Source organism: Paenibacillus sp. JT31N11, from assembly GCF_056269285.1.
Window position 1 is genome coordinate 259126 of sequence record NZ_JBWDNQ010000007.1, and the last position, 26022, is coordinate 285147.

At 50.5% G+C, this 26022-nt stretch carries 24 protein-coding genes and 1 pseudogene; 4 read left to right on the forward strand and 21 right to left on the reverse strand.

What is annotated here, in order from left to right:
• Positions 1-22: 22 nt before the first annotated feature.
• The 4 genes from sigJ to AC0YNV_RS23780 form a co-directional block, all read right to left on the reverse strand.
• Positions 23-886, reverse strand: coding sequence for an RNA polymerase sigma factor SigJ (sigJ, locus tag AC0YNV_RS23765; RefSeq protein WP_475770230.1), 864 nt, complete (start codon positions 884-886; stop codon positions 23-25).
• A gap of 3 nt (positions 887-889) precedes the next feature.
• Positions 890-1408, reverse strand: a complete 519-nt coding sequence (locus AC0YNV_RS23770) for a hypothetical protein (protein ID WP_475770231.1) — start codon at positions 1406-1408, stop codon at positions 890-892.
• Positions 1395-1898: an FAD-dependent oxidoreductase gene (locus AC0YNV_RS23775; RefSeq protein WP_475770232.1), complete on the reverse strand. Its 504-nt coding sequence runs from the start codon at positions 1896-1898 to the stop codon at positions 1395-1397. The genes AC0YNV_RS23770 and AC0YNV_RS23775 overlap by 14 nt, the downstream gene beginning before the upstream one ends.
• A gap of 262 nt (positions 1899-2160) precedes the next feature.
• The gene (locus AC0YNV_RS23780; protein ID WP_475770233.1) at positions 2161-2718 is read right to left on the reverse strand and encodes a GNAT family N-acetyltransferase; all 558 of its coding nucleotides are present in this window, start codon (positions 2716-2718) and stop codon (positions 2161-2163) included.
• A 476-nt stretch (positions 2719-3194) separates the two neighbouring features.
• Here AC0YNV_RS23780 and AC0YNV_RS23785 point away from each other — a divergent pair, with 476 nt between their 5' ends.
• Positions 3195-6878: a glucuronyl esterase domain-containing protein gene (locus tag AC0YNV_RS23785; protein WP_475770234.1), complete on the forward strand. Its 3684-nt coding sequence runs from the start codon at positions 3195-3197 to the stop codon at positions 6876-6878.
• 109 nt (positions 6879-6987) lie between these two features.
• On the opposite strand, the gene AC0YNV_RS23790 is transcribed toward AC0YNV_RS23785, so the two are convergent.
• The 3 genes from AC0YNV_RS23790 to AC0YNV_RS23800 form a co-directional block, all read right to left on the reverse strand.
• On the reverse strand, positions 6988-7875 hold the full coding sequence (locus tag AC0YNV_RS23790) for a fructose bisphosphate aldolase (RefSeq protein ID WP_475770235.1): 888 nt from the start codon (positions 7873-7875) through the stop codon (positions 6988-6990).
• 316 nt (positions 7876-8191) lie between these two features.
• Positions 8192-8683 (reverse strand): DinB family protein, encoded by a 492-nt coding sequence (locus AC0YNV_RS23795; protein WP_475770236.1) that lies wholly within the window; start codon positions 8681-8683, stop codon positions 8192-8194.
• A gap of 125 nt (positions 8684-8808) precedes the next feature.
• Positions 8809-9672 carry an NADPH-dependent F420 reductase gene (locus tag AC0YNV_RS23800; protein WP_475770237.1) on the reverse strand — a complete coding sequence of 288 codons (864 nt, stop codon included), beginning with the start codon at positions 9670-9672 and terminating at the stop codon, positions 8809-8811.
• A gap of 209 nt (positions 9673-9881) precedes the next feature.
• Here AC0YNV_RS23800 and AC0YNV_RS23805 point away from each other — a divergent pair, with 209 nt between their 5' ends.
• Positions 9882-10493, forward strand: a complete 612-nt coding sequence (locus tag AC0YNV_RS23805; RefSeq protein ID WP_475770238.1) for a TetR/AcrR family transcriptional regulator — start codon at positions 9882-9884, stop codon at positions 10491-10493.
• 144 nt (positions 10494-10637) lie between these two features.
• On the opposite strand, the gene AC0YNV_RS23810 is transcribed toward AC0YNV_RS23805, so the two are convergent.
• The 12 genes and pseudogenes from AC0YNV_RS23810 to AC0YNV_RS23865 form a co-directional block, all read right to left on the reverse strand.
• Positions 10638-11297, reverse strand: a complete 660-nt coding sequence (locus AC0YNV_RS23810) for an SDR family NAD(P)-dependent oxidoreductase (protein WP_475770239.1) — start codon at positions 11295-11297, stop codon at positions 10638-10640.
• A gap of 290 nt (positions 11298-11587) precedes the next feature.
• Positions 11588-12244 carry a formylglycine-generating enzyme family protein gene (locus AC0YNV_RS23815; protein ID WP_475770343.1) on the reverse strand — a complete coding sequence of 219 codons (657 nt, stop codon included), beginning with the start codon at positions 12242-12244 and terminating at the stop codon, positions 11588-11590.
• Between the two features lie 59 nt (positions 12245-12303).
• Positions 12304-12672 carry a DUF4180 domain-containing protein gene (locus AC0YNV_RS23820; protein ID WP_475770240.1) on the reverse strand — a complete coding sequence of 123 codons (369 nt, stop codon included), beginning with the start codon at positions 12670-12672 and terminating at the stop codon, positions 12304-12306.
• A 27-nt stretch (positions 12673-12699) separates the two neighbouring features.
• Positions 12700-13353, reverse strand: a complete 654-nt coding sequence (locus AC0YNV_RS23825) for a TetR/AcrR family transcriptional regulator (protein WP_475770241.1) — start codon at positions 13351-13353, stop codon at positions 12700-12702.
• Positions 13354-13481: 128 nt separating this feature from the next.
• Entirely contained in the window at positions 13482-14930 is a 1449-nt protein-coding gene (locus AC0YNV_RS23830) for an MFS transporter (RefSeq protein ID WP_475770242.1), read from the reverse strand.
• Positions 14927-15988 carry a bifunctional transcriptional activator/DNA repair enzyme AdaA gene (locus AC0YNV_RS23835; RefSeq protein WP_475770243.1) on the reverse strand — a complete coding sequence of 354 codons (1062 nt, stop codon included), beginning with the start codon at positions 15986-15988 and terminating at the stop codon, positions 14927-14929. The genes AC0YNV_RS23830 and AC0YNV_RS23835 overlap by 4 nt, the downstream gene beginning before the upstream one ends.
• A 106-nt stretch (positions 15989-16094) precedes the next feature.
• A pseudogene (locus AC0YNV_RS23840) lies at positions 16095-16592 on the reverse strand (FtsX-like permease family protein); the annotation flags it as partial.
• Positions 16593-16827: 235 nt separating this feature from the next.
• Positions 16828-17391: a TetR/AcrR family transcriptional regulator gene (locus AC0YNV_RS23845; protein ID WP_475770244.1), complete on the reverse strand. Its 564-nt coding sequence runs from the start codon at positions 17389-17391 to the stop codon at positions 16828-16830.
• Positions 17392-17558: 167 nt separating this feature from the next.
• A complete protein-coding gene (locus AC0YNV_RS23850; protein ID WP_475770245.1) occupies positions 17559-18638 on the reverse strand; it encodes an efflux RND transporter periplasmic adaptor subunit in 1080 nt (359 codons plus the stop codon).
• 29 nt (positions 18639-18667) lie between these two features.
• Entirely contained in the window at positions 18668-20026 is a 1359-nt protein-coding gene (locus AC0YNV_RS23855) for an ABC transporter permease (RefSeq protein WP_475770246.1), read from the reverse strand.
• Positions 20023-20733 (reverse strand): ABC transporter ATP-binding protein, encoded by a 711-nt coding sequence (locus AC0YNV_RS23860; protein ID WP_475770247.1) that lies wholly within the window; start codon positions 20731-20733, stop codon positions 20023-20025. The genes AC0YNV_RS23855 and AC0YNV_RS23860 overlap by 4 nt, the downstream gene beginning before the upstream one ends.
• Positions 20734-20935: 202 nt before the next feature.
• Positions 20936-22213 carry a phytoene desaturase family protein gene (locus tag AC0YNV_RS23865; protein WP_475770248.1) on the reverse strand — a complete coding sequence of 426 codons (1278 nt, stop codon included), beginning with the start codon at positions 22211-22213 and terminating at the stop codon, positions 20936-20938.
• A gap of 200 nt (positions 22214-22413) precedes the next feature.
• Between AC0YNV_RS23865 and AC0YNV_RS23870 the strand changes: the two genes are divergently transcribed.
• Positions 22414-23190 carry an ArsR/SmtB family transcription factor gene (locus AC0YNV_RS23870; protein ID WP_475770249.1) on the forward strand — a complete coding sequence of 259 codons (777 nt, stop codon included), beginning with the start codon at positions 22414-22416 and terminating at the stop codon, positions 23188-23190.
• A 60-nt stretch (positions 23191-23250) separates the two neighbouring features.
• Positions 23251-23664: a VOC family protein gene (locus tag AC0YNV_RS23875; protein ID WP_475770250.1), complete on the forward strand. Its 414-nt coding sequence runs from the start codon at positions 23251-23253 to the stop codon at positions 23662-23664.
• 78 nt (positions 23665-23742) lie between these two features.
• Here the strand turns inward: AC0YNV_RS23875 and AC0YNV_RS23880 are convergent, their stop codons facing one another.
• Positions 23743-24360 carry a hypothetical protein gene (locus AC0YNV_RS23880; RefSeq protein ID WP_475770251.1) on the reverse strand — a complete coding sequence of 206 codons (618 nt, stop codon included), beginning with the start codon at positions 24358-24360 and terminating at the stop codon, positions 23743-23745.
• Entirely contained in the window at positions 24353-25966 is a 1614-nt protein-coding gene (locus AC0YNV_RS23885) for a sensor histidine kinase (protein ID WP_475770252.1), read from the reverse strand. The genes AC0YNV_RS23880 and AC0YNV_RS23885 overlap by 8 nt, the downstream gene beginning before the upstream one ends.
• Between the last annotated feature and the right edge of the window lie 56 nt (positions 25967-26022).

Below are 26022 nucleotides of genomic sequence, written 5' to 3' on the forward strand. Positions count from 1 at the left end.
ATTATTTTTCCGCTGCCCTGCTTTATAAATGTCTTAGTTTCTCTGGATTTGCTACAGCATAGATCGATTGGATTTTATTATGATTGAATGCAAACGAATACACATGTTGAATATCACCATCGAAGAGGATTCGAATCCCCGGTAATCCATTAACGTTAAGGAAAGAGTACGTAAATTTGCCTTCATACATCTTGAGCAGATTGAAATGCAGGTTGATGACTCGATCAAACCCGACTATAGGAACTTGCGCCGCTCTTGCTTTGCCGCCACCGTCTGAATAAAAAACCGCATTTTCACTTACCAGTTCAAGCAATTTATTCGCATTCCCCTGTAAAAGATAATTTACAAAATCCTTGACTTTCTTCTCTGCAATCGGGATCGGCAGATTCTGTTCAGGATCAAAATGAATACTTTTTTTGGCGCGATGGAATATTTGTCGGCAATTCTCACTGCTTTTCCCGACCATTTCAGCAATTTCGTCAAACGGGTAGTGAAAAATCTCACGTAGCAGAAAGACCGCTCTTTCCACAGCATTGAGCTGCTGCAAGAGCAGCAGGTACGCCGTGGATATTGATTCGCGTCGTAAATAAGCATCGGAGGGGTCGGCCTCCGGGACCCCTTGGTCAATCAAAGGCTCCGGGAGCCAAGGCCCAATGTACATCTCCCGTTTTTTTGCCGATGAACGCAACAGGTCAAGGCAACGATTCGTTACGATTTTATACAGGAACGCTCTTTCATTATGAATAGTATTGGAATCGGGCAATTGATCATAACTTAGAAAGGCTTCCTGCACAATGTCTTCTGCGTCCATGACACTTCCCAGCATTCGATAAGCCAAAGAAATAAGAGGAGCTTTGTAGACTTTATACAATGCTTCTGTGCTCATATATTACCAACCATCTTTCTCCTTGCCCTCAAGGGAGAGTAAATGTTGTACGGCTCTTTTCGCGCTCGCTGTCGCGGCATCGACCAATAATTCACCTTGCGATGCCCATTCTCCTGCCACATATAACCCCTTGATTTCCGGGACGGCGGGGCCGGGGTTTTCCTGGCGTTTCATATGCATAAAATCATGGCAAACCGTGATCTTGGGGAGATATTGACGGACAATCAATTCGTCCCTCCAGCCCGGCTGTATAAGCTCCAGGGCTTGTTCCAGCTCCTCTTGATCTTTTTCCGGACAGGTCTCCTGCCCTTGATACTTGATCATGGAAATGACCTGAGCACCATCCTCGCTTAGATAGGCCGCACGCGACTGGTTGGAGAGAAAGACCGTTTGATCAATTCCATAAACAACTTGTTGTTTCGGTTTTGCGAGACGCCGCAAAGCTACATCCAGACAAGCAGCCGTGATTTCTATCGCTTGTTCTTTCCAAGTATGAAGAGCGGTTGCTTCAGCATCGGGCACGAGTTGGTGAGTGACCGCCGGTGGAGAGGTGACGAACGCCTTGAAGGGTATTTTGAAGCTGTTTGATGACTGGACCCGCGGCTTGTAAATCAGGCGCCACCACATAACTGGCCGTACGCGTCAGAGCGTAGAATAAATTCCGTACCTTGGGATCCTGTAAATTTCCTTCAATCCATTCACGGAGGCTGATTTGATCATATCGATGGGCATCCAGTTTTCCTAATTTCGTGAGCCAGGAGGCAAGCTCCATTTTACCCTTCCAGGACAAAAGAGAGGTAGTGAGCAAGGATTTAACACCCATAGGTAAAGTAAGCAATTTCCCTAAATCACGGAACGTCGCAAGAGCATCCCCATGGTATAAGGCATGATCGCCTAAATTAAAATAGGCTCCTTTTTTCTTATTGGAAATGGCCCGGCCGCCCAAGCGATCCTGTTTTTCGATGACTGCCGTTTTCTTTCCTGCTATTGCGGCATAGATTGCCGCTGTCAAACCGGCAACTCCTCCACCTACAACTGCTACATCGTATTGTCGCATCGTGAATCACCCTTTCGGTTTTTTCACCTGTATGACGGGCAATGGAGGCGGAGTGTGACAGAAATAATAAAAATTTTATGCCCCGGGATATGCTTTCTTTCCGTATTTTCATTCCATTGTGAGGCGATTCCTGCTCAAAGTTTCAATAAAAAAAGGGTTATTCTTCAACCCGTTGGTGCAACCGGTTAAAAGGATAACCCCCGATGTTAATATAGTCTCAGGAATTAACACCATACTCTTCTTTCAAAATAGAATAATGAGCGCTGTCGGCAAATACGCCATTCGCCACATGGTTTCTCCGAAGAGTCCCCTCATAAGTCATCCCTAAACGAATCATTACTTTTCCGGAAGCGGGATTATTAACGTCATGCATCGCAAATACCCGCTCCAGGCCCAGCACATCGAAGGCTAATGCCAATATTAATTGGCCCGCTTCTGTCATGTAGCCTTTGCCCCAATGATGCCTGTTTAACGTAAAACCCAATTCGCCGCTTTGGTTGGCTTCGTGGACTCTGAACTCAATCGTTCCGATCATTTTATCGCTATCTTTTAACACGATTGCATATTTTCCAAGCGCTTCTTTCACAAAATAGTTCGCTATCACCTGTTTCGTTTTGTTCAAATCCTGATGCTGCGCATAAATGAAGCGTGTCGTTTCTTTATCGGATGTATATTCGAACATATCTTCAGCATCCTTAAGCGAAACCGGACGCAACAGAATGCGCTCGCTTTCCATCCGGCTATGTGTAACTAATAACAGTGTTGCATTTTCCATATAAGCTCTCCAATCTGACCTTCTCATGTTCTATTCGTTTCATTATACCAGATGCCGGATGCGACCCCTGTCCCTTTTATTATCTGTAAAATTTGATAGCGAAGTGCCGACAAAAAAGAATTCTGTCCGTCCAGCAGCCTGCTTATGATGAATATAACCTCACAAGAGAGCAGCAGCGCGGATATCAAGAGATCAGTTCTACGAAATGCAATGAACCTCACTCCAGTCAGGTGGTGACCCGGAAAAAGGCAAATACAAACGAAAGCTGCTCCACTATTTATCAAGCCGGGACTTCGAATCGATACCCGTTGCAGACATGGACGTCTGCGGGAAAGAGTTTCTTGCAAGCGCTTTCTCTGTCTTAATAACTGGTCGCATAGCTGATGAAGACAATATTTTCGGCTCTCATGGTACCAAAAATCAGACGAGGAACCTCTGAATCAGGAGCTTCTCTTGGCAAACAAGGAGAATGAACTATGGATAAACGAATAATCTCGTTTCTTGTCGCCCTTTTGATGCTCTTCGGGTCGATAGGAACGGTCGCTGCGGCATCAAACTTCGCGCCGGATCCGGCCGGTCCGATGCCATCGGAGCAGTTGAGCGCCCAGTTTACCGCCCAGAATGTAACCGTGGATGGCGTACGGGATCAAGCGTACAACGCGGCTGAACCGTCACGGATCGGGCACGGGAAGAACGCGGCGGCAAACGCCGACGTGGTCACCGCTACATACGGCGAGCTTCGCTCCGTTTGGGACGGGCCGGTGCTGTACCTGCTCGTCGAGGTGCACGACGCAACGAAGTCGCGCAGCGCTTCAACGGATACGGAACTGCAGCAAAACAATGCCAACAACCCTGCGCTTCGCGACAGCGTGGTGTTCGGCCTGGACTTCTGGAATGACAAGGTTGACAAATTCCAGGACGACGATGGTTTATTCACCATCAGCTCCAACGGCAATCTGACCTACCAGCTCAACGCGGGCGTCAACAATCACTCCTCCGTCCACGCGTACCCGCAGAACCGCGAGTATTCGAATCGGATTAAGAGCTATGCCGCCTCCGAAACGACAGACGGCTACATTGTCGAGCTGGCGCTGCAGATTGAAGGATCGGCGCTTCAGAACGGAACCTCATTCGGTGTTGAAGTCGCGATCAGCGATTCTCCCGCCGAAGGCGTAAGCCGTGCCGGCTACGTATTCTGGAGCCATAACAACAATGCTTATGCGGCACTGAGCCAGGACCATTCGGTTGACTGGGGAACCGTTACGCTTGCCGGCTGGAACGGCACGGCGCCCTTCAAATTCAGCGACTGGCAGCTGAGAGACACCATCCGTTGGGTGGAATCCAATTCGCTGGTCAAGGGCGTATGGATCCCCGAGACGGAAAATGAATTGTATGCAGCGCTGGCGGCTGCAAAAGGAATTGTCGGTTCCAGCAATCAATCGATGGTCAATTCCGTGGCCAAGCGGCTGCAGAACGCTATAGCCGCGCTGCGTTGGGCCGACAAGAAATATCCCGATCCGATGGATCTGCCTGCCCAATTCACGCTGCCCGACCCTTGGACCTTCTTTGACGGACACAAGGTCACAAGTACCGGCGACTGGTTCGGCGATGGCGGCCGCCGCGAGGAGATCCTGGACATGGCCCAGTTCTACGAGTACGGTTATATGCCCGCTCCGCCGGATAAGATGTCGATTACCAATGTTGCGGCGGTTCCAGCTGGACAAGGTCGTCCCGCTGGGCTTGGCATTACCGTTTCCATCACGTATGGAACGATTACGGCTCCGATGACCTTTACGCTGTATCCTCCCACGGAGGAAGCAAAGCAAGCCTCCGGTCATGTTGGTCCGGTGCCGGTTGTCTTGAGCTTCGGCGGATACATCGCCCAGTACGGCGACGCCGGTTTCGCAGTTCTGGCCGTTCCGGCCAACGTCACAACGGATGACCGCAATAACCCTTGGGGGCCTCGCAGCGGCACTTTCCGCACGTTCTTCCCGTACACCCGCGACGGCGATATGCAAGAGATCAGCAATGAGATGGGCGCTGCCTGGGGCTCCTCCCGCGCCATCGACGCCCTGGAGCTTCTGTCCGCATCTGGCAGCACATACGGCGAGGGTGTCGGCTCGCTGATTGCTCCGGATAAGCTTGCGGTGACAGGCCATTCCATAAACGGCAAGTATGCCTTTGTTTCCGCTCTGTTTGACGAGCGCATTGACGTGTGCATTCCAAGCGCAGCCGGCGCAACAGGCCCATCCCCTTACCGCTATGTCTACATCGGGCATGAGTACAGCTGGGGCAAAGCAAGCGGCACCGAGATGATGGGCGATTCCATCCGTCACAACCCGGGCCGTACCACCGAGCTTTTCCGCCGCTTCCTTACGCCTGGCCGCTTCTATGAGCGCCTGGACGGCGCCTGGGGCTACGGCGAGCGCCTGCCCTTCGACCAGCATGAGCTGGTAGCCACTTTGGCGCCAAGAGCCATCGTGCTTCATAACACAATTAACGACTACGGCGATGGCGCGGAAAGCGATCCGTTGGGTCTGGAGACCGCCAAGTTCGTATATAACACGCTGGGCTATGATGCCGACGATCTGGTGAAGTTCAACATCCGCCCGCTCGCTCCCGGTGACGGACATTCCGAAGACGCCCCTCAGAGACAGAGAACAGCGGAGTATCTGAATCACTATTTCTATGACAAGGAAATGCCGGCGGAAACCGCTGAATACCTGAGCGACGATCCGTTCGATAATGAAGGCAAAAGAGCGGAGAACGCATACAACCGTTATTTCGGGGGTTATGAAACGATCGCGCCGTGGAAGGATTATGCATTCCCGGTCACGCCTTCTGTGACGACGAGCAGGCTTCCGGGCGGAACAACGGTTACGGCATACAGCCAGACCCTGGCAGCAGCAGGCGACACGCCTATCGCATGGTCGCTGGACAGCGGCGCCCTGCCGGACGGGCTTTCTCTTGACGCCGCCACCGGCAGCATTGCCGGAACACCGACCGCTGCGGGCACGTTCAGCTTCATCGTCAAGGCGCAAAATGCCGGCGGCAGCGCGACACAAACGCTGAGCATCGTCATCTCTGCACCGGAGTCACAGCCGCCGTTCTACTGGCCGTCAACACCGGTTACAGAAGTGCCATCCATCAGCGAGAGCGATGGGAATATCACGGTCAAAGGTAATAGCGCGGAGCTTACGATTCCCAAGCTTAACCTGGAGGCTGCCGCCGACAGCAAAGCTTCAAAGTCCATCACCGTCGAAATGGCCGCCGGTACCGTTACTTTCCCGGAGGAGGCAGTCGCTGAAATAGCCAAGCAGGCCGGAGGCCAAGACGTGAAGCTGAGCATGTCTGTGACGAAGCCGGATGAGAAAGGCGATGTAACCGTCTCGCTGACTTTGAAGAACTCTGACGGCAAGCAGATTACCCAGTTCGCCGCCAGTCCCGTCACGGTAAGCGTTCCGTATACACTGGCTGACGGCCGCCATCCAGACGCTGTAATTGCCAAGAACAAAGGAGACAACGCTTTCCTTCGCGGTCACTATGACCCGGACACGAAGAAGATGATCTTTACGACAAAGCACTTCTCCGATTTCCTTGTCACCTACAACCTCGTCGAGTTCAGCGATGTTCCGAAAACAAGCAAGCTGTACGATTCCGTTGTATTCCTGGCCGCACGCGGCATCACGCAGGGAGTGGGCGGCAGCAGGTTTGATCTTGACTCGACGCTGACCCGCAAGGAAATGCTGGTATCCCTGATGCGTATCATGGACATAGCGCCAGACAAGACATGGACGGATAATTTCAAGGACGCGGGTAAAGACTATGCTGCCGGATACCTCGCAGCAGCCAAGCGTCTTGGCATTTCCAAGGGCAATAATGCTGCGGGTACCACCTTCGGGGGCAATTTGCACGTGAATGTATCGGAATTCTATCAATTCCTGTACAATGCGCTGCAAAATGATCTGCCCGCCAAGGATCCGAAGGCACCGGCTCTGACGAGCTATTCGGATTACGCCGACATCCCTGCCTGGGCGATGGACGCGACCAAAGTTTTTGCAGGAGCCGGCGCCGCGCTGCATGAGAACCAAATCACGCCGAGAGCGCTCCTCAGCCGCAGCGGCATGGCGGAGCTGTTCTACAAGTTCCTGAAAAAATAAAACGAAATTTCACCATGCAGGTAAGCTGCCGCAATCCGCTCCAACACAAAAACACGCCTTGATCGGCGTGTTTTTGTGTTGGATAAGAATCTGGTTAATTTGAAAATTTTCAGGTGATGGATGCTTTATAAATGGACGCGATCGATTGGGACAGCATCGCGTTGAATTCTTCGTCCGTTTGCTGGGCTGTCAGCCCCTCCGACAAGGCACGTGAGAAGCTGGCGATCAGGCCGTGATTATGCGTCAATTTCTCATTGGCCTCAACTTGATCGTATCCGCCCGACAAAGCTACAACCCTTGCAACCTGGGGATGTTCGATAAGATCGCTGTAGAAGTTATCCTCCGTCGGTATGGAGAGCTTCAGCATCACTTTTACGTTCTTATCGAGAGCCGACAATTGCTTGAGGATCTCGTCTTTCAGGATTTGCTCCGATTTCTGCTTGTCCGCACTGTGAATATCGACCTCAGGTTCGATAATGGGCACCAGCCCCATCGCCAAAATTTGTTTGCCGATCTCGAACTGCTGCTCCACAACTTGTCTGATGCCTTCCGGATTGGCTTCCTTAATGACCGAGCGCATTTTGGTCCCGAAAATATGCTTTTCGTTCGCACGCTTCAGGAGATTGTTCAAATCCGGTATCGGCTTCATGAGTTGGACGCCGTTTGCAGGTTCGGCCAGCCCTTTGTCGACCTTCAGAAAAGGGACGATGCCTTTCTTCTGCCACAGATAATCCGCGGTAAATTGGCCGTCAATCTCACGGTCCATCGTGTTTTCAAACAGAATCGCACCCAAAATGCGTTCCGAATCAAATGCCGGACTCTTAATGATGCGCGTTCTCATCTCGTGGACCACTGCATACATGGCTTCTTCGCCGGAATAGCTGTCTTCCTTGATGCCATACTGCAGCAGTGCCTTCGGGGTGCTCCCGCCGCTTTGGTCCAGTGCAGCGATAAATCCTTTTCCCGTGGAAATACGATTCAATTGTTCCAGATTCATTGTTGCCGCTCCCTCCAATTCATGGATTCATACAAACATGCTTGATGCTTAAAGCAGTTGAAGTTCTTTATATTGTACAATAATTGCGAAGCCTAAGCACGGCAAAACAGACTAAGCTACAAAATCTTGATAAATTCCGCATGCCGGTTAAATGTGACAATCTGCGCCGGAGGTATTTTATACGTTCTTATATTTAAACAAAAACCGCATCCGATGGACGCGGTTTGAATTGTTATGTCGCGGAACCTTGGACTGAAGTACCGGCCCTATTAAATTATTGCATAAGATCAACCTTTATTGCTTGACCGGAGATCTGTTAATTCTCGTCTGCGCTGGGACCGTAAATGGCAGGGAGCGGGACCTCAAGCATCCGGAGATAAACCGTGAGTTGTCCCCTATGGTGGTACCAATGATTGAACATTAATGTACGCGCCATTTCGACTCGGGGCATCTCCAGGACCGGGTTGCCTTCACGGGTGAGCTTCCATGTCTCCAAAAGTCCTGCTTCTCCCCATGTGAGAAGCTTGTTTTCAGCGATCATCACATATTCATCAAATACCGAGAGGATCTCGTTCAGCGATGCTGCCTCAGGAAATGATGCAAATGTCGGAACTTCGCGTACCTGTTCATTCAGAAATTCGGCCACGCCTCCGGGCAAGCCTGCGATATGCAAAGCCAACTGACCCAATGACATCGATCTTTCATGCGGCTTCCAGGAAAGCTTGTCTGACGGCACACGTTCCAGCAATCTCCTGGTTGATTCGGCCTCCTGCTTCAACTCAGCAATCAATCCATCGTTTTGTTTCATTAGAACTCCTCCTCTGTATGCTTGCTACACATACAGTACCATGAAACAAAACAACACATTTCTTCTTGATTGCTAATATCGCAGCCATCCGTTGACCGGAGTATCCATTTCTACATAGGATTCACTTATTCCAGCCGTTTATATTCAAAAACGAAATCCAGAATTTCATTTGCCGGTTTGCTGCCAGCCGCAAATTGAGTGTACAGAGCCTTGGCCGCTTCCGCTTCCGTCCAATTGTTCGATTCCATCAGAGTAAGAACGGCCTCGCCGATTCTTTTGTGAAAAGCATTCTGCATCTCATACGCGGCCGTGAGCTCTTCCTCACTTAGATGGATGGCTTTGAAGTCATAACCGCGTTCAGTGGTCGCTTCGGATAGCGCTTGACGCAGGCCCGGCACATCAAGATCGACACAATAGGCAGGCGTTCCGGGTTGTTGGCGCCATGACTCGTCCAACCCGCCGGCATCGACCGCATCAAACCCTGCCTCTTCCACCAGTTTGAATACGACTGCCTTAGCAGCATGATCATCGCCGGCTACGGGCATTGCCAGACGTCCCGGGGTACCCGCCGGCAGCCCTTTTGTCAGATTGTACCAAGGAGTCGCATTGAATGCTTTAATGACCGGTTGTTTGATTTGCTTTTCCACCCAGCGGCTTTCAGTCAGGCCCCTTTCAATTGGCTCAATCAAGCCATCGCGCAATAAGGGATAATAATTGCCGGTATCGATCACGACAGCGCCTGAAGCGGCCTCATCGAGAAATCCTGCTGGCAGACTGGGAATGCTTTTCGGCGGAATTGATATAATAACAGCTTCAGCGGCTTGTGCAACCTCTATAATCGCAGCCGGCTTTGCGCCTGTCTCCTTGGCTATTTCCTGAAGGACTTGAGCGTTGCTGGCGTTAGTGATTGAGACCTCATGTCCCAGCCTGGTAAAAACTCTGGCGAGGCTGCTTCCAATATACCCTGCTCCGATAATGGCAATTTTCATTTTTGCACATCCTTCTTTCCGTATGATTTGGTGTATTTGTCACAGTCATTCGTAAAATGTGACTGCAGTCAGTATACTCCGGTCACTTTTGTTTTGTCAAACGCTCCGCCCGCGGATTCTTTGACTTGCCTGAAACACATGCATTATAGTTGTAGTTGGAAAATAGACAAACTGGCTTTATGACCTCAACGCTTCTAAGGAGGGATTGAATGAAGGCAACAGAGACGAGCCGACAGCTTAAGGGGAAAGAAACACAGAAGAGGATTTTTGCTGTGGCTAAGGAGCTTATCATAACTAAAGGGTATAATAATGTTACGGTTGACGAAATATGCGAGAAATGCAGCCTTTCAAAAGGCGCGTTTTATATTCATTACAAGTCAAAAGAGGACATCGTCAGAAAATTGTACCGTGACGATATTACGGAATATATGAACGAGAATTTCAGGAAGTTTACGCTTGAGCATAAGGATGCCAGTCCAATAGACAAGCTAAAAACGTTTATGATGTGTACCTTGCGCTTTCCGTCAGTCGTAGGGGAAGAGCTTACCAAGCTTTCTTTTATTGTCAATCTGTCACCAAAATCACCGGAGCAATCCTCATTTTTTGCGGATTGTTTAGAGCCGGAGCTGCTTATGGGAATTATTGATGAAGGCGTATCTGGTTCGGTGTTCAGAAACGATTTATCCACAGAAGAGATCGTGAATTATGTATACTCTTATTTAACGGGAGCCTTGATCACCTGGTGCTTATCAAACTTCGCATATGATATTGTCACGACGGGGGAGAAATCAGTGGGGGTCTTCATAAAAGGTCTTCAATGACGAACGCGCTTTACGTATGGCAAAAAAAAACCGTTCTTTCGCAGATGGTTGGGTGGTACCTCCATTTAACCAAAGAACGGTTTCTTTTTGTTTTTATAAAATAAAGAACGAGGGACTGTCCTTTCATTCTCACGGCGAAGATTGTTATTCCTTAAATATAATTTCCTTTTGGTCCCTGGCGTTATATAAATTCCAAAAAACATCCGCAATGCGATCCGGATCGTAAAAGGTTCCTCTTTTAACATGATCGGCTATCAAAACCTGCCCTACATAAATTCCGTGCGGCGACAGCGTATCAGCCAGCGAAAGCGCGAGCGAACGAGTCGCAGCTTTGCCTAAGGATAAAGAAGCGTAATCCGGATTCGGATCAATCGCTATTGCTCCTCCCGTGAAAAAGAGAGTCCCTTGCTTACGCTCGATCATTTCCGGAATCACCTGTTGAGCGCTCGTTAATGCACCTACCGTGTTCACTTTAAAGTCATTGATCAGTTGCTGCTCGGTTAACGAAAGGGGGTCCCCCGGCACAATATTGGCTGCATTATAGACAAGGACGTCAGTCGCTCCATATTCGGACTTGATTTGTGCAAATGCCTGTTTCAAGGAATCCGGATCGGAAGCATCCGCGGAGATGCCGTAAGACTCAATATTTTGTTCATGAAGTTCTTGTAGATTGGGTTCCAGCGATTGTTGAGTTCTTGAGACAAGAACCACCCGAAATCCATTGCCGCCAAATTTTTTCCCTATACCGAGGCTTACTCCGGGGCCCGCACCAACTATCACAAGCAATGGATTGCTGTTCATCATCCCATCTCCTTCTTACGATTAGTGATGAAACATAAAATATATAGTATATAATTATTTGAAAGTATATTAAAACACACGGGAATAGTCAACAATTACTGTAGAAAACGACAGCTTCGCCTCTTATTGCTTCATTCAGCAAGTTCATCTGATGCAAGGTGAAACGGCTGTCTCCGTCCTTATGGCGGGGCGCGTTTCATTCCGGAGAAATATAGAGAAAGTATGGCGAAATGATATACTTTCCTATATTTCAAAAAAATCCCCGAAACCTTATTGGTTCCGAGGACATTTTTTTATAGAGCCTGGGGGAGGGACCTGGCAAGGCGGAAGCCGAGATCATCAATGCGAAATGTGGGGTGACTGCGGCGGCGGCACGTCGCTCCACAGCCCCTGGCCTCTTCCGCCCAGCTGCCGCCGCGGAACACTCTGTAGGAGCCATATACTTTCACATCGTATAGATCCCAGCACCACTCCCAAACATTTCCCAACATATCATGGAGGCCCCACGCATTCGGCAGCTTTTTACCTGTCTCATGCGCCATGCCCGCGGAGTTTTCACGATACCAGGCTATCTCGTCAAGCTCGCCGTACCGGTACCCGGTTGTTCCCCCTTTACACGCATACTGCCATTCCGCTTCCGTAGGAAGACGGTAACCATCCGCCTCCCAGCTGCAGACGACACTCTCACCATCATCAATTACCGAGTAACATTCCTTCAGACCCGACTGCCGGGATAGCAAATTACAAAAGAGAACGGCATCGTTAAAAGAAACATCCACAACCGGAACTAGAGAATCGTCATTACGTCCAACTGACTTTTGCACGATCGACTCATATAACGCTTTCGTAACAGGAACCGGTGCAAGCCAAAAAGAATTCACCTGGGCCGTCCATACCGCCTTTATTCGATCGTCCCTTAATTCAAGTTCACCTGCAGGAATTTGCACCATTGGATATTCAGTATCACGACGCCGCGCGTTTGACACCTGTCTTCCTCCTGTCCCATCTGCTACCTCAACTTGCTTAACTTTTCAATCGCTTGCTGCTCGGTCGGCAGGAAAAAGAAATCGTTGCCGTTGTTGCATTCATAGATGAAATCCTTAAGGCTTTGACTTGAATACCCGGAAAAATCTCCAATAATGGCAAACTTCACCCGATAATTGATGAACTTCTGAAGTATTTCACCTGCAAGGCGTGTTTTCAAATCGAAAAAGCTTTCGTTTAGCAGGGATTTGTTTATAACGATACGATCAGTGCCTGCTTCATATTGTACGGTTGCCATCAAATCCAATGCTGACTGTACATCCTCTATTACGATCTCGCTGCTGCTCACGACGGCAATCGTTCCCGCACCTGTTTCTACCTTCGTTATATTCATAAACATCCTCCTAATAAAGAAATATACTCAAACATTGGTGAGCCTTCTCACATAATCATCCCCGATGGCTCGATTATCTTCGCCATTGATGGGCGGAATGTCCGCTACTCGAAAGAAGCTTAGACCTACTGCCATCGCCAGCAGCCCATATGCAGCGTTTTGGGAATTTTCTACAGACATATGCCCCATCTTGTTGCCGTAATCAAAAATTTTTGCTATGCCATCGAAATCAGCCCGATAGCTCTTGGATGCGACTTCCTGCAAATTGCGATCCAACACGGCTTTTGAGAAAAATTGCAGAAAGAGCCTTCCTTGATCTTCATACGGGATAAACATCTTGTCAATTCCATCAAGCCGCGAAACATTAATCTTCTTCTCCTTGTCATCACGGTATGGCGGCAGTATATGTTTCAGCGTAACGTCAATCATTTCCCCGGCTGTCATGGTGTTTTCAATTTCTGATTCTATCTTCAGCCCATAATAGGCCAAGAACGATTGGAAGGCTTCGATCGTCAGATTATCCTTATTCTTAAAATAATAAGTGACAACACCCTTCGAGCAGTCCGCATACTCGGCAACCTTATCCAGAGTCATGCCATCGATTCCGTAAATGCTAATGCAGGTTAACGTGGCGTTTATGACATCTGCTCGGCGCTTTGGTTCCATTCCTAGTTTGGGCATGATTTCACCTTATCCAATTTATTTATACTGAATGGTCAGAATAAATAAATTGTACATAATGATTGACCCTGTTGTCAATGAGCAGCTCAAAACAGGTTGCTGCTGCGACGTTTGGGATTTATGCTACTTTATGCTTGCTGATTCACTTTTGCGGCCTTGCGCTGCGGTCGCAGTAATAATAGCCCAAGCACGACTGCAAGTGCCAGGAACAGCGCGAAGAATCGGAAACCGATGTTAGAAGCTCGGATCAAAGCATCTTTCGACTGATTCAGCCCAGAACCATCTGTCCCAGATAACAGCCGGGATGCAGCATCGGTCTTGGCGACCAACTGAACAACAGCAAACGCGAGCGCTTGGCTGATAGCCCGGCACATGTTGTATACGGTCCAAAACATACCTGATGCTGAACCCGCTTGTTCTTGCGGAGCAGCAGACAATACGGCCTTTGCAAGCGATGGCCAGGAAAGCCCGGTAGCTGCGGAAATGATCAATAGCGGAGCAATGACAGCTATATTCGAAAGCTCAGGGCCGAGCTGCCCAAGCATCAGGAGCGCGAGACCGATCAGAAACGATCCAAGCAAAATCATTCTTGCGGGGCCAACGCGATCGGCAAGCCTACCTCCGAATAGAGCAGTGAAAAGCTGGGGTACTGATAGCGGAATCAACAATAAACCCGACTCCAATGGACTGAGATTTAGTCCCCCTTGCAAATACAGCGTGAGCAGAATGGTGACGGCAAAATAACCGATACAGTAGTTCATGGTAATTCCGAGCCCGATCGAGTAATCCCTAAGTGCGAGAAGACCCAGATCAAACAAAGGATGCTGAACCCTCTTCTCAATAAAAACGAAGGCAACCCATAGAATCAGCGCTGCTGCGAGTAGTCCGAACGTTCTTCCCGAGGCCCATCCCCATGTTTGGCCCTCAGACAAGACGATGAGGAATAGGGTTAAACCTGTTCCGTACGTCAACACGCCTGGCCAGTCAGGCTTCGTTTTTACGCTCAACTTATCGTCCTTTAAAATTAGAATACCGGCGACCAAACCAACGATACCGATCGGTACGACCGAGTAGAACATGGAACGCCAACCAAATTCGCCAATTAGCAGCCCCCCGGCAACAGGACCGATGAGTGAGCCCGTCACCCATGCGATGTTGTTAATTCCAAGAGCAACCCCAAGTTCATTAGGCGGAAATGATCGTATCAAGATCGGAGTGGAGGCCGCCATCGCCATAGCAGCTCCGGTACCTTGAAGAAGGCGGGCCGCGATCAGAACTGCGCCGGAGTCTGCCATACCGCATAAAGCAGTAGCTAACGTGAACAAAGCGATCCCCCATAGAAAAATGCGTTTGGTTCCGAACATATCAGACCATCGGCCGGAAGGAAGGAGGAATACTGTACTCGTTATGTAAAACGAGGTAATCGTCCACATCCCTGTCCCAATCGAAAGCTGCAGATCCTCCATGAGCGGAGGCAGACCGTTGACCACAATCGTAGCGTCTAGATTCGTAATAAATGACACAAGTGTGACAACTAATAAAATGGACCATTTACCCGATTGCTTGTTGTTCATCATTTTATTTCCATTACTCTCCCATTCATCTCGTGGTTAAGCAGCCATTGTTTTCGAGATATACCTCCCCCATAACCACCCAATTCGCCGTTCAAGTTGATAACACGGTGACAAGGAATCACTATCGCCACCTGGTTGGCTCCATTTGCTTGGGCTACGGCTAGATAAGCACTTGGCTTTCCAATTGCCGCGGCAATGTCGGCATATGAGGTTGTGCGACCCGGAGGAATTTTCTGCAGCTGTCTCCACACCTTCATTTGAAAGGGCGATCCCAGCAGTTTTACCGGCGTATTGAAATCTGTTAAATTGCCTTCGAAATAATCTCTGAGCTCCCTTTCGATTGAATTGATCGGCGGTGTACTGCCCGGAATAATCGCTGATTTTGTCCTCCTCCTTAGGCGCTCTATCTCGCGCTCCAATCCTCTGCGATCCATGAATTCAAGCAAATATAATGTTTGTTCGTCAGCTATTGCGATCATCGGACCAAGCCGCGTATCCAACCATGAGGCTTTCAAAATCTTTTGACCGCCTAATTGAGCAGGTACTGCGCCCATAATGCGCGAGAACGCATCCCTAAAGCCGCTGCCAGATTCATACCCTACGGACAACTGTGCTTCGATGACTGCACTGCCTGCCCGGATATGCTTCAAGGCCATTCCCATTCGCCGCGCTCTTGCATACTCAACAAAAGTCATTCCGAACCTCTTCTTGAATTGGCGCCGCGCAGTTGAAGCATCCACGGATAATTTTCGAAAGTCTTCTTCCGTCCAGCGATGTTCCGGATTTTCTTCCACTGCGCTGACTAGCTTGCTAACCAACTCTGAGACATGGCCCGGATAAGACAGCGGACGGCAGCGCTGGCAGGGGCGGAATGATGCCAACAGGGCTTCCTTGGCCGTCTCATAAAATTCACAGTTTTCATATTTGGGTTTTCTTGCCGGACATGTAGGTCGGCAGAATACGCCGGTTGTCTTGACTCCTACAAAGAAAATGCCTTCGTACTCGGATTTTTTATCGATTAACGCCTGGTAATATTCGCGTTTCCTGTCGGCCGGCAGCATGCTGCTCCTCCTTTTTTCATGCAGTTTTGATTTGGTTGATTTCTTTACAATTATGATTATATCGTTTCCGAAAAATAGTTCCGCCGAAAATCGGGCATTGATTCTCTTATTCAATACTTTTTAATGATTCAATCATATTTATTTTGGATACTTTCCTCCTAAGCAGTAAGTTAGACAACATAGTTAGCAAGAATGAAAGAACAACAGCTATCAATATGGTAATAATACTTAATTGATTCGGGATTTGTTGATGGATACTGGACAGCGCCTTGATAATAAATGTAATAACATAGTCGCTTATCGGTAAGGCTGCAATTACCGCAAACAGGATTAATATGATGTTTTCAAAAAATATAAGTTTATTTATTTTATTTTTTTGATAGCCTAATACCTTAAGTGTTGCAAGCTCACGGTTCCTTTCATAAATGTGTGGAATAAAACGACGGATTCGAATACTGTGTAGCTATTTTTAAAACCTTCATATCTACAGATTTATTTTCAAGCTCCGGCGCTGTGAACTTTATTTTGATTTACATCCCCTTCTGAAATAAGACTTGGGTACTAGCACGCCGTTATTTTCTAATGGTATCCTATTGTCATTCTCGCGATTCTTGGCAGATTAACACCCTTCAAAAAATCAAAAAGCACCGGGAAATCCCGATGCTACAAGGTTTTAGTTTGGTGGAGCCTTAGGGGGATATCGATCTCTGCCAGCGACGCGCTCTCCCGGCCGATTCTACAGCCCAGATCTATTCTTCTTTTTACACGCGCCAGCACTATGCCGCTCTGACCGGACCTGCCCCGCTCGACTGCCCTGCACATCCGGCCCCGCTTTCCATCTACACCCTAATCGCCTTCCACGACGCCTCCAGCGTCTGCTGCGCCTCAAGCTCCGTCAGCGGATATTTCTCCACCAGATAACCCTTGACGATGGCGGAAATAATGCCGTGGATGAGCTGGTGGCACATATGGGGAGCCATCTCCTTGATGATCCCCTGCTTCTGCCCTTCGACGATGACGTCCTGCACAGCACGCGAAGAGCCGGCATCGTCCATATTGCGCAGATCGGCCGAGATATAGGGCGAATAGGAATAGTTGTCGATAAACAGAAATTCCTTGGGGAAATCGATCCCGAAGCGAAGCCTGTTCAACTGGAGGCATTTGAACCTCTCATACAGACTCAGCCCCGGATCGTAACCGGCCAGAAGGCAGTTGCCCATATGCAATCGCGCCTCTTTATATACTTCATTGACCAATTCTTCCTTGCTGCCAAAATAGTTGAAGACGGTGCCTGAGCCTACATTGGCCTTCTTCAATATTTTGGCGAAGGTGACGGACTGCAGCCCTTCTTCATCGATCAGATCCAGCGTAGCTTTCATAATATCCTGGCGTTTGCTCATCATACACACCTCATTAAACTCCACTTTAGTGTCGCCCGGGAGCGATGTCAAGTCTATGAATTCTCCCGCCTGTTGTCAGTCTTATCCGACCCGCTTACCCTTTACTCCCCGGAACGGAAAGCCTGGGTAATGCTGCCGTCCCGACTGCTGCATTGCCCCTGCAAGCTGTGTTAATTCAGGACAACGGTATCGCCAACCTTCAAGCCTTCCAGCACCTCCGTATTCTCCGGTGTTTCCATGCCGATCTTGATATCCTTGCGCTCGTACATGCCATTTCCCTTGTCCAGCATAACATAGTAGGCATCCTGCTCACGCATGACCGCAATGGTCGGTACGACAGTGACCTTTTCCTTGCGCGTGATTTCAATTTCGCCATTCAGGCTGAGGCCCGCAATCAGATACTCGCTGGGCTCAAGCGCAATCACCACCTCGAACTGGGCGGCCTGGTCGATATTGTTCTGATCCGTCCCGGTCTTGGCGAATTTGGATACCTTCAATACGCTGCCCGAGAGCTTCAGCTCCTTCTTGGCTGTCATTCTAACGACAACCGGCATCCCCGGCTTGATGCTGAAGATATCCTGCTCGCCAACAAGCGCAATCAGCTGAAGCTTGTTCAAATCGACGATTTTGCCCACATATTGATTATCGGTTACCATCTGCGGATGGGCGCTGGCGCTGTCATACAGAAAAATACCCGAGGCGGGAGAGCGGTACTTGGCCTCGCTCAGCTTGGCCTTCTGCTGCGCAAGCTCCTTGAGCTTGATTCCGCTCGTCACCTCGCTTAGCTCCTGGTTTAGTCTGGCGACTTCCTTGGCTGCAAGCTCCCGTGCCCTTGCCGTTTCGTCGCCAAGCGCTACCGCCTCCTGATCCAGCTTGTCCATGTAGGTGTTAAGCTCGGATTCGAGCTTCGATTTATGTATTTCCGCTTCCTGCTGCTCGATCTCGTTCTGCAGCTGTGTCTGGTCCAATTGAAAGAGGACATCCCCCTGCTTCACCTGCTGACCGTCCTCCACCTTCCACTCCGTAACCCTGGAGCCAAATGGAGCATAGACAAACGTCTCCTGCTCATACATCGATTTCCCTTTTACTTCAACCGTATTGACGAGCGTTTCCGTGCTTACCTTGAAGGTGATGGCCTGCTTGTCCGCCATTTCCTCGATTCTGGGCGCTGGCTTGGATACGGTATAGAGAGCGTAGCTGATGCCAATGAGAATGATCCCGATAATCAGCCATTTTATTTTTTTCTTCATGCGAGCTTCTCTTCTCCCTTCATATACAGCTAATCTCGCCGGATGGCGGTCAGGGCATCTGTGCGCGACGCGCTGATCGCCGGATAAATGCCGGATAATACGCCTGTCATAATGGCAAACAGCATACCAATGGGAATGGTCGTCAGCGGGATAAAAATAATGACCTGCTCCTGCTCGGGAGCAACCGCATTAATGATGCCGTTGATCCCCCATACAATCCAGTAGGAGAACAATACACCCAGCAGGCCTCCGAGAAATCCCAGCAGGGCCGCCTCCACGATGAACATATTGCGGATTTGTCCCAAATTCGCGCCAAGCACCTTCATAATGCCGATCTGCCGCCGCCTTTGATAGGTCGACATCGTCATGGCCACCACGATCGAGATGGAGGCGATAATGAGAATAAACACGCCGCCGCCCAATGCGACGCCCTTGATGATGCTGAACTGCTGGGCGATCCGCTCTTTCTGCTGCAAATTGGTTTGTGTTGACAGGGTGAGCTTCTGGATTTGTTTTTCTACCTGCTCGGTGTATGCTTGATCGTCCACTTTGACGAGTATGGAATTATAGACATTTGCCTGCGCAAGCTGACTTTGGCCGGGATATAGCTCCTGCATGAGCATTTGCGCGGTGTCCAGCGATATGTAGGCCTTCTTGTCATAGGAGGCGGACTCCTCGCTCACCCCGCTTGCTTTCTTCAGGACCCCTGCCACACGGAAAGGCGAGCTGACCGTTGTTTTCTCCGGCTCCTGAAGATTGCGGAACTGGACCTGCCTTTGATAAAGCGAAGAGGGCGTCTGGTTCAATTTATTGTATTGCTCCGTCAGCTTGCTGTCGTAGGGATTCTTCTGCATCTGCTCCAGCACGCTCTGCCGCGCGGCTTCGTCGACGAGTCCGAGTGTCGCGCCGTAACTGAGGATAACGGTCCCCTGCAGATCGGAAGGAGCGCCCTGCATGAGCGGTTTATCGAATTCCGGCAGCAAATTCAGATCCGTCCCGATGATTTCAATATAGGAATTGCGGTTATCCACCGTTTGCATTTGAAAGCTGTTCAGCTGCTGGAATGGCGCCGCGGCTTTCACATGCGGGATATTCCGGATAATTTCCAGCTTCTGCTCCGTCAGCTTCCCCCGCTCCAGGCTCTGCTCAACCGCTGTTTCCTGACTGCCTGGAGAGGATACGCCGCCGTTTTCCGTCACCGTAATCTCATCCATTTTGAAGAAGCTGTTCATTTCCTGCTCGATATAGGTCTGTGCCGATTCGCCCACGCTTAATGCGACGACAATGGCCGCGCAGCCGATGGAAATCCCCGCCGCGCACAGCGCCGTGACCACTTTCCGGCGTTTGACCTGATCCCACGACAAGCGCGTAATGTCGCGAATTCTCAACTTCTGTTCCCCCCTGCCCACACTGTACTGGCCGCATCCGTCTCGGTAACGAGAAATCCGTCCCGAAGCGCAATAATATGCTGCGTTTGCTGTGCAACCTCCCGTTCATGCGTCACGATAATAAAGGTCGTCTTCATCGTTTCATTGAGCTGCTTCAGAATCGCGATAATTTCCTCCTCTGTCCGGGTATCCAGATTGCCCGTAGGCTCATCCGCGAAGATGACCGAGGGCTCCGTTATCAGGGAACGGGCAATACTGACGCGCTGCTGCTGTCCGCCTGACAGCTGCGAAGGAAACATATCCGCCTTCTCCGGAATGCCCACCTGCTCAAGCAGATCCAGCGCCCGCTGCTTGCGCACGGAGGGGCGGATCGATTGAAACACAAGCGGCAGCTCCACGTTCTCGCGGACCGTCAGATTGGCAATCAGCTCATATGCCTGAAAAATAAAACCGATATGCTCCCGCCGGAACTCCGCCAGCTTGTTCTCCCCCATGGTTACAATGTTGTGGCCGGCAATATGGATCGTACCTTCCGTCGGCTTCATCAGACCCGCCATCAAATTCAGCAGGGTGGATTTGCCGGAGCCCGAGCTTCCCAGGAGCGCGATCATCTCGCCCTGCTTGACTTCGAAGCTGATATGCTGAAGCACCGGGGTGATTTCGCCGCCGTTCTTAAAAGAATGAGACAAGTTTTCAACACGCAGCATACATTCCGATCCTTCCCTTTGTTATATTGGGCCGCCCTATATAATGGTAAATCTTCTATATATACGATTAACGACTCCAAATAGCTTTATATGGAAACAATTCTTCAGAAAGGTAAAAGAAAAAGACATCCGGCGGCAGATGTCTTCCTGGCGATGCTGGTCTATTTTGATGATGAAATGATTCCGCTCCTTCGCATGCCCGTTACATCGCTGCATTCATACCGCTCAGCGCCTGCTGCGCGGCGAGCCTGGCGCTGGACATTGCCGCATCGGCGAGCCGGTCATTCCTGCCGACCCAGTCGCCGGCGACGAACAGCCCGCGGACTTCCGGAACGGCGGGACTTGCCGCCGGCCCCTCTCCATTATGATGAATCGTGCGCGCATCATGCGCTACGAGAAGGCCGGGCAAGTATCTGGAGGCTGCCATTTCCTCCTCCCATCCGGGCTGCAGCAGGTCAAGAAGGCCGGTCAACTGCTTCTTGTCGGCCCCCGGCTCTGCCTCGCTGCGGGTATTTTTGTATTTCATGAGATGCAGGACATAAGAGCCGTTATCGCTCAATCTAACCGAAGCCGAATGATTGGAATAATAGAGCGGCTGATCCATGCCGACAGCGAAGAGATGCTCCGGTCTCGGCACACGCCGCAGCGCCACATCCAGACACGCGGCATAGATCGGACGGGACTGCGCCTTCCAGGATCCGAGCGACATATGCTCCGACCCTTCAACCATCCGGCAGGCTTCATCCGGACCAACGGCGGCAATAACAGCGGAGACTTCAACCGGCATTCCATCTGACAGCACGATGGAGCGAACTTTCCCGCTTCCGACTGCAATTTGCTCCGTTTTGTGCCCGGTGGCGATCACGGCACCCGCTTGAACGGCCAGCTCCCGCAGCTTATCCGCAACGGTCTGCCAACCGCCTTCCACATACTTGACGCCTTGCGATGCAAGCTGCGACTGCCTTATGGCATAGCCCGCACTTAGCAGATGCAGATCACCGCAGAACGCCGCCTGCCGGCACATGGCACTGAACAGAAGCCGGACACGCTCGTGGCGAAGATTGGTTTCCACCCACTCCTGAAGGCTGATCCCGCGAAGTGAAGCGGTATCGATTTGGCGCAAACCGCCCGTGAGCCGGGTCCATTCCGCATTTTCTTCGGGTGAAAAGTGCTGCGGAATTTGCATAATCTCCCCCTTCAGAATTCCCAGCATCCTGCCTGCGGCCGTATAACCTGTCTTCGGCCGGCAGCCGAGCTCCTCCAATATCCCCAGCGCCGCTCCTCCCTCGTACATGGCATGAGGACCGAAGTTAAAGAGCGCTCCGTTCTTGTTGACCGTTTGGGCAAGGTCTCCCGTCCGGCCCGCTTTCTCCAGCACGATAACAGATTTGCCCGCTCTTGCCAGAAAAACGGCAGCAGTCAGTCCTGCCAACCCTCCGCCGACTACCGCGGCATCATATTTGTTCCTGTACGGATTCATCAATTAAATACCTCCGATTCCCCACCCCGTAACGCGTGCGCAGTAAGCACAAAGAGTTGTCGCTTTTACCGGGGCATGATATAATGTGACCATAAAGTCACCTTTATATTATGTTACCATTAAGTAACATGTCAATACCACGATAAGAATTATATGCGCTTTTCCCGGATAACGGATCCGGATCGAATAATCTATAGGGGGTGTGCCGGCTGGTAAACGATATATTTAAAGCGCTGGCCGACCCAAGTCGGCGCACACTGCTGGATCTGCTGCAGGAATCGGATGGACGCACATTAAGCGAGCTGTGCACGCATCTGGACATGTCCAGGTTCGGCGTCATGAAGCATCTTAATCTGCTGGAGGAAGCAGGCCTTATTACGACAAGGAAGGTCAGCAGAGAGAAATTGCATTATCTGAATCCCGTGCCGATCAGGCAAATTTATGAACGATGGGTCAGCAAATATGCCGAGCCCTGGGCTTTACAACTAACCGCCATGAAATCTGAACTGGAGCGTGAACCTGTTATGGAGCATAAGCCACGTCACATTAACCGCATTGCTATCCGGTCGACTCCCGAAAAGGTATGGCAAGCCCTTACCGACCCGTCTATGACATCTAAATATTGGTATAATGGCTTTATCCGGTCCGACTGGGGAATCGACTCTCCTTATGAGATTCTGAGCCCGGAAGGACAGGTTCAGGCTAAAGGAACCATCATCGCCTTTGACCCTCCCCGCAGGCTTGTCATGTCCTGGCAGCTGCTCGCATTGGCCGAGACTGCAGAGGAAATTCCCTCCTGCCTCACATGGGAGATCGAGCCTCATGACGAGATGGAAGGGGTCACACTTGTAACCGTCACACATGACGAATTCGAGCTGTCGCCCCATACTTCCCGGATACTTGAAGGCGGGTTGCCTGTTGTTCTGTCGGGTATGAAGACATTGCTGGAGACCGGAACCTCCCTGTCAGGGAGTTAATGGCGGGCCTGCCAGGAAATCGGAACGGCGAAATCAAAAATTTGAGCAGGGGGAATGGATATGAGTCATTCAGGCCGGGAAGAACGGCAGAAGGCGGCTGGGCAAAGTCCGATCAGGAACAAGGTCGGTAGTGTTTTTGTGCCGGTCCGGGATATTAAGCGGTCGCGGGATTGGTACTGCCGCTTGCTGGGGCTGTCTCCGGGAGATTGCGAAATCATGAACGGCCATCTCTGCCCGCTGCCGATGGAGGGAACGGGTCTTATCCTGGACACGATGCCGATGTGGGGCGGGAAGGAACCCGGAGGCGCCCCAAATACAAAGACGCCGGCGTTTATGCTGGTGACCCGTGACCTGCAGGCTTCCTATTCTTTTGCCCAAGAAAATAACATTAACCTGGTCACGGATATCCAGCAGGATCACTGGTTCGTCATCAAAGACCCCGACGATAACCTGTTGATGGTTTGCCGGGAATAACATAGATAGAAAAGAGCAATCCCATTGGGACTGCTCTGTTTTCAAACCCGTTCAACACTTGCTGCCTCTGCTGAGGCATTAATTCAAGGTTATTTTCTTTTTCCAGGTTAACTCCTGGCCTTGATCATCCTTGAACAGGAAGCTTACCTCGCCTTCCTCGCCCTTCATCGTATCCGGATAGAAGAAGCCGGAGAATTGTCCGTCTCCGCTGATGTAGAACCCGTCTTCCCCGTTTTGCCCGTGTTCAATGGCTTCCGCTATTGTATTGGTAATCTGGGTCTTCTCGGAAACCCACTGAATTTGACTCATCGAGTACCCTTCCGGGAGCTTGTTCACCACAAAATCGAAACTGTTTCCCTCAATCGGCTTGGGAGTCTGATCGATAATAATTAAAATTTCCTTGTCGGAATCTGCTGCACTGCCATCAGCGGCGGCATTGTTTGGGGAATTCGCCGCAGCGCCCTCATTAGAGGCGGCATTGTCCAGGGAATTCGCAGCATTGCCGTCCTGAGCCGCGGTATTGTCTGGAGAATTCGCCGCATCGCCGTTCTGGCCGGCGGTATTTCCTTGATTGGTTTCAGCCGGGTTCGCGTTTTCAGTATCCGATAATCCGTTGTTTGATTTTGCACCGCACGCGCTGATCAGAATCAGCGCAACCAGAGCAGTAATAAGATAGATGATTTTCTTGTTATTCATGGTGTTCTCCTCTGCTTTCATTTAATGTAAAAGAAAATGCGACGCCTTGACTCGTGTTGACCGCACCATACTCGCTTCCGTGAAGCTCGAGAATATGCTTGACGATCGCAAGTCCCAGACCAGTCCCTCCGGATTTACGGTCCCGTGAACGCTCGGCCCGGTAGAAGTGATCCCATATCCGGCCCATATCCGCCTCTGCAATGGGCGGTCCGGTATTTTCGATAACTGTAGTTACCTTTCCCGGAGAAGTCCGCCTGATGTCAATTGTAATGACACTGTTCTCCACCGCATGCCGAATGGCGTTGCTCAATAAATTCATGACTACCTGTTCGATTCGTCTGGGGTCTGCCGCGACTAACGGTACCTCCTCATCCTCCTGGCTTAACCTGACCTGCAGTCGCTTGCTCTCCAATTGCCCGGAAAACGAATCAGCCGCCTTATGGACAAGGCTTGTCATCGACAGGCTTCCCGGCTGCAGCCGAACGGCCTTGACTTCAAATTTGGAAAGCTCCAGCATATCCAGAATTAAAGCGTTCATCCGATCCGTTTCATTGACGATGAGAGCAAGATAACGGTCTCTTTTATCGCTCGCCACCCCGTCCTGCAGCCCCTCGGCAAATCCTTTAACGATGCCGAGCGGCGTCTTCAGCTCATGCGAGATGTTCGCGATCAGCTCTTTGCGAAGCTGCTCGGACCGCTCCTTGTCTTGGATATCCTCCTGCAGCTTCTCATTCGCATGGGTAAGCTCCTTCAGAGCTGCATCCAAATTCCGGGATAACGCAGTCATATCGCGCGAAAGATCCCCGAATTCATCCTTTGAACGGATTTCAGGCTGTGCGGTAAAATCCAGTTTCGCAAGACGCGCCGCCGAGCGGCTCAGCATCACTAACGGACGGGAGACAATTCGGGAATAAATCAGGGACAGAATGATTACAAGGATTAGAATGACAGGCGCGATATAAATAAAATATTGCTTCAGTGTCTCGACCGCTTCCCCGACAGGCTGCAGCGAGGTCATGACGAATAAATAACGATCCCCGCTCTTACCCTCGGGCAGCTCCCGGATCAGAACCGCGTAACTGACGCCGCTCCATTCATCTGTCCATTCCACTTGAACAGGGGAACCATCCTGCAGCAGGGAACCGTATTGTTCCGACTGCTCTCTCCAGTCCTCAAGCGCATCGTCGATAAGGGAATCCTGATAGAGAGGGTTGTACGACCGCTGCTCGGGGAGCATCAAATCCGTTATTCTCCCTTTCACACGCATCAAACCCTGTTCAAGCTCCGAATTCTTCTGTTGGATGACCACGGGCTGCATGACGGTATCCGCCTCATCCATGAAAATCCCGTCGACCACCAGCGTATCGCCGATTTGCATCCCTTGCGGGATGGAATTGATTGTCATTCCATCCTGCGGGATAGGAATGGTAACCGTCTTGCTGCCCACTTGCAGCTTCAGAAAATAGGGATTGATAGCTGTCCGTTCAAACCGGTCATTCAAGATTGCCGTGCTGGTATCATTATGGTTCATAAAGGCGCCGAGCAGCCGCGACACCTGCTGTCCGCCCGCTTCCGCCTGTTCGAATTGATCCGCGAATTGATTCATATTCCTCTCTAACGCATGGATCTTGGACGACCGGTAAAACCGCTCGAAAAACAATC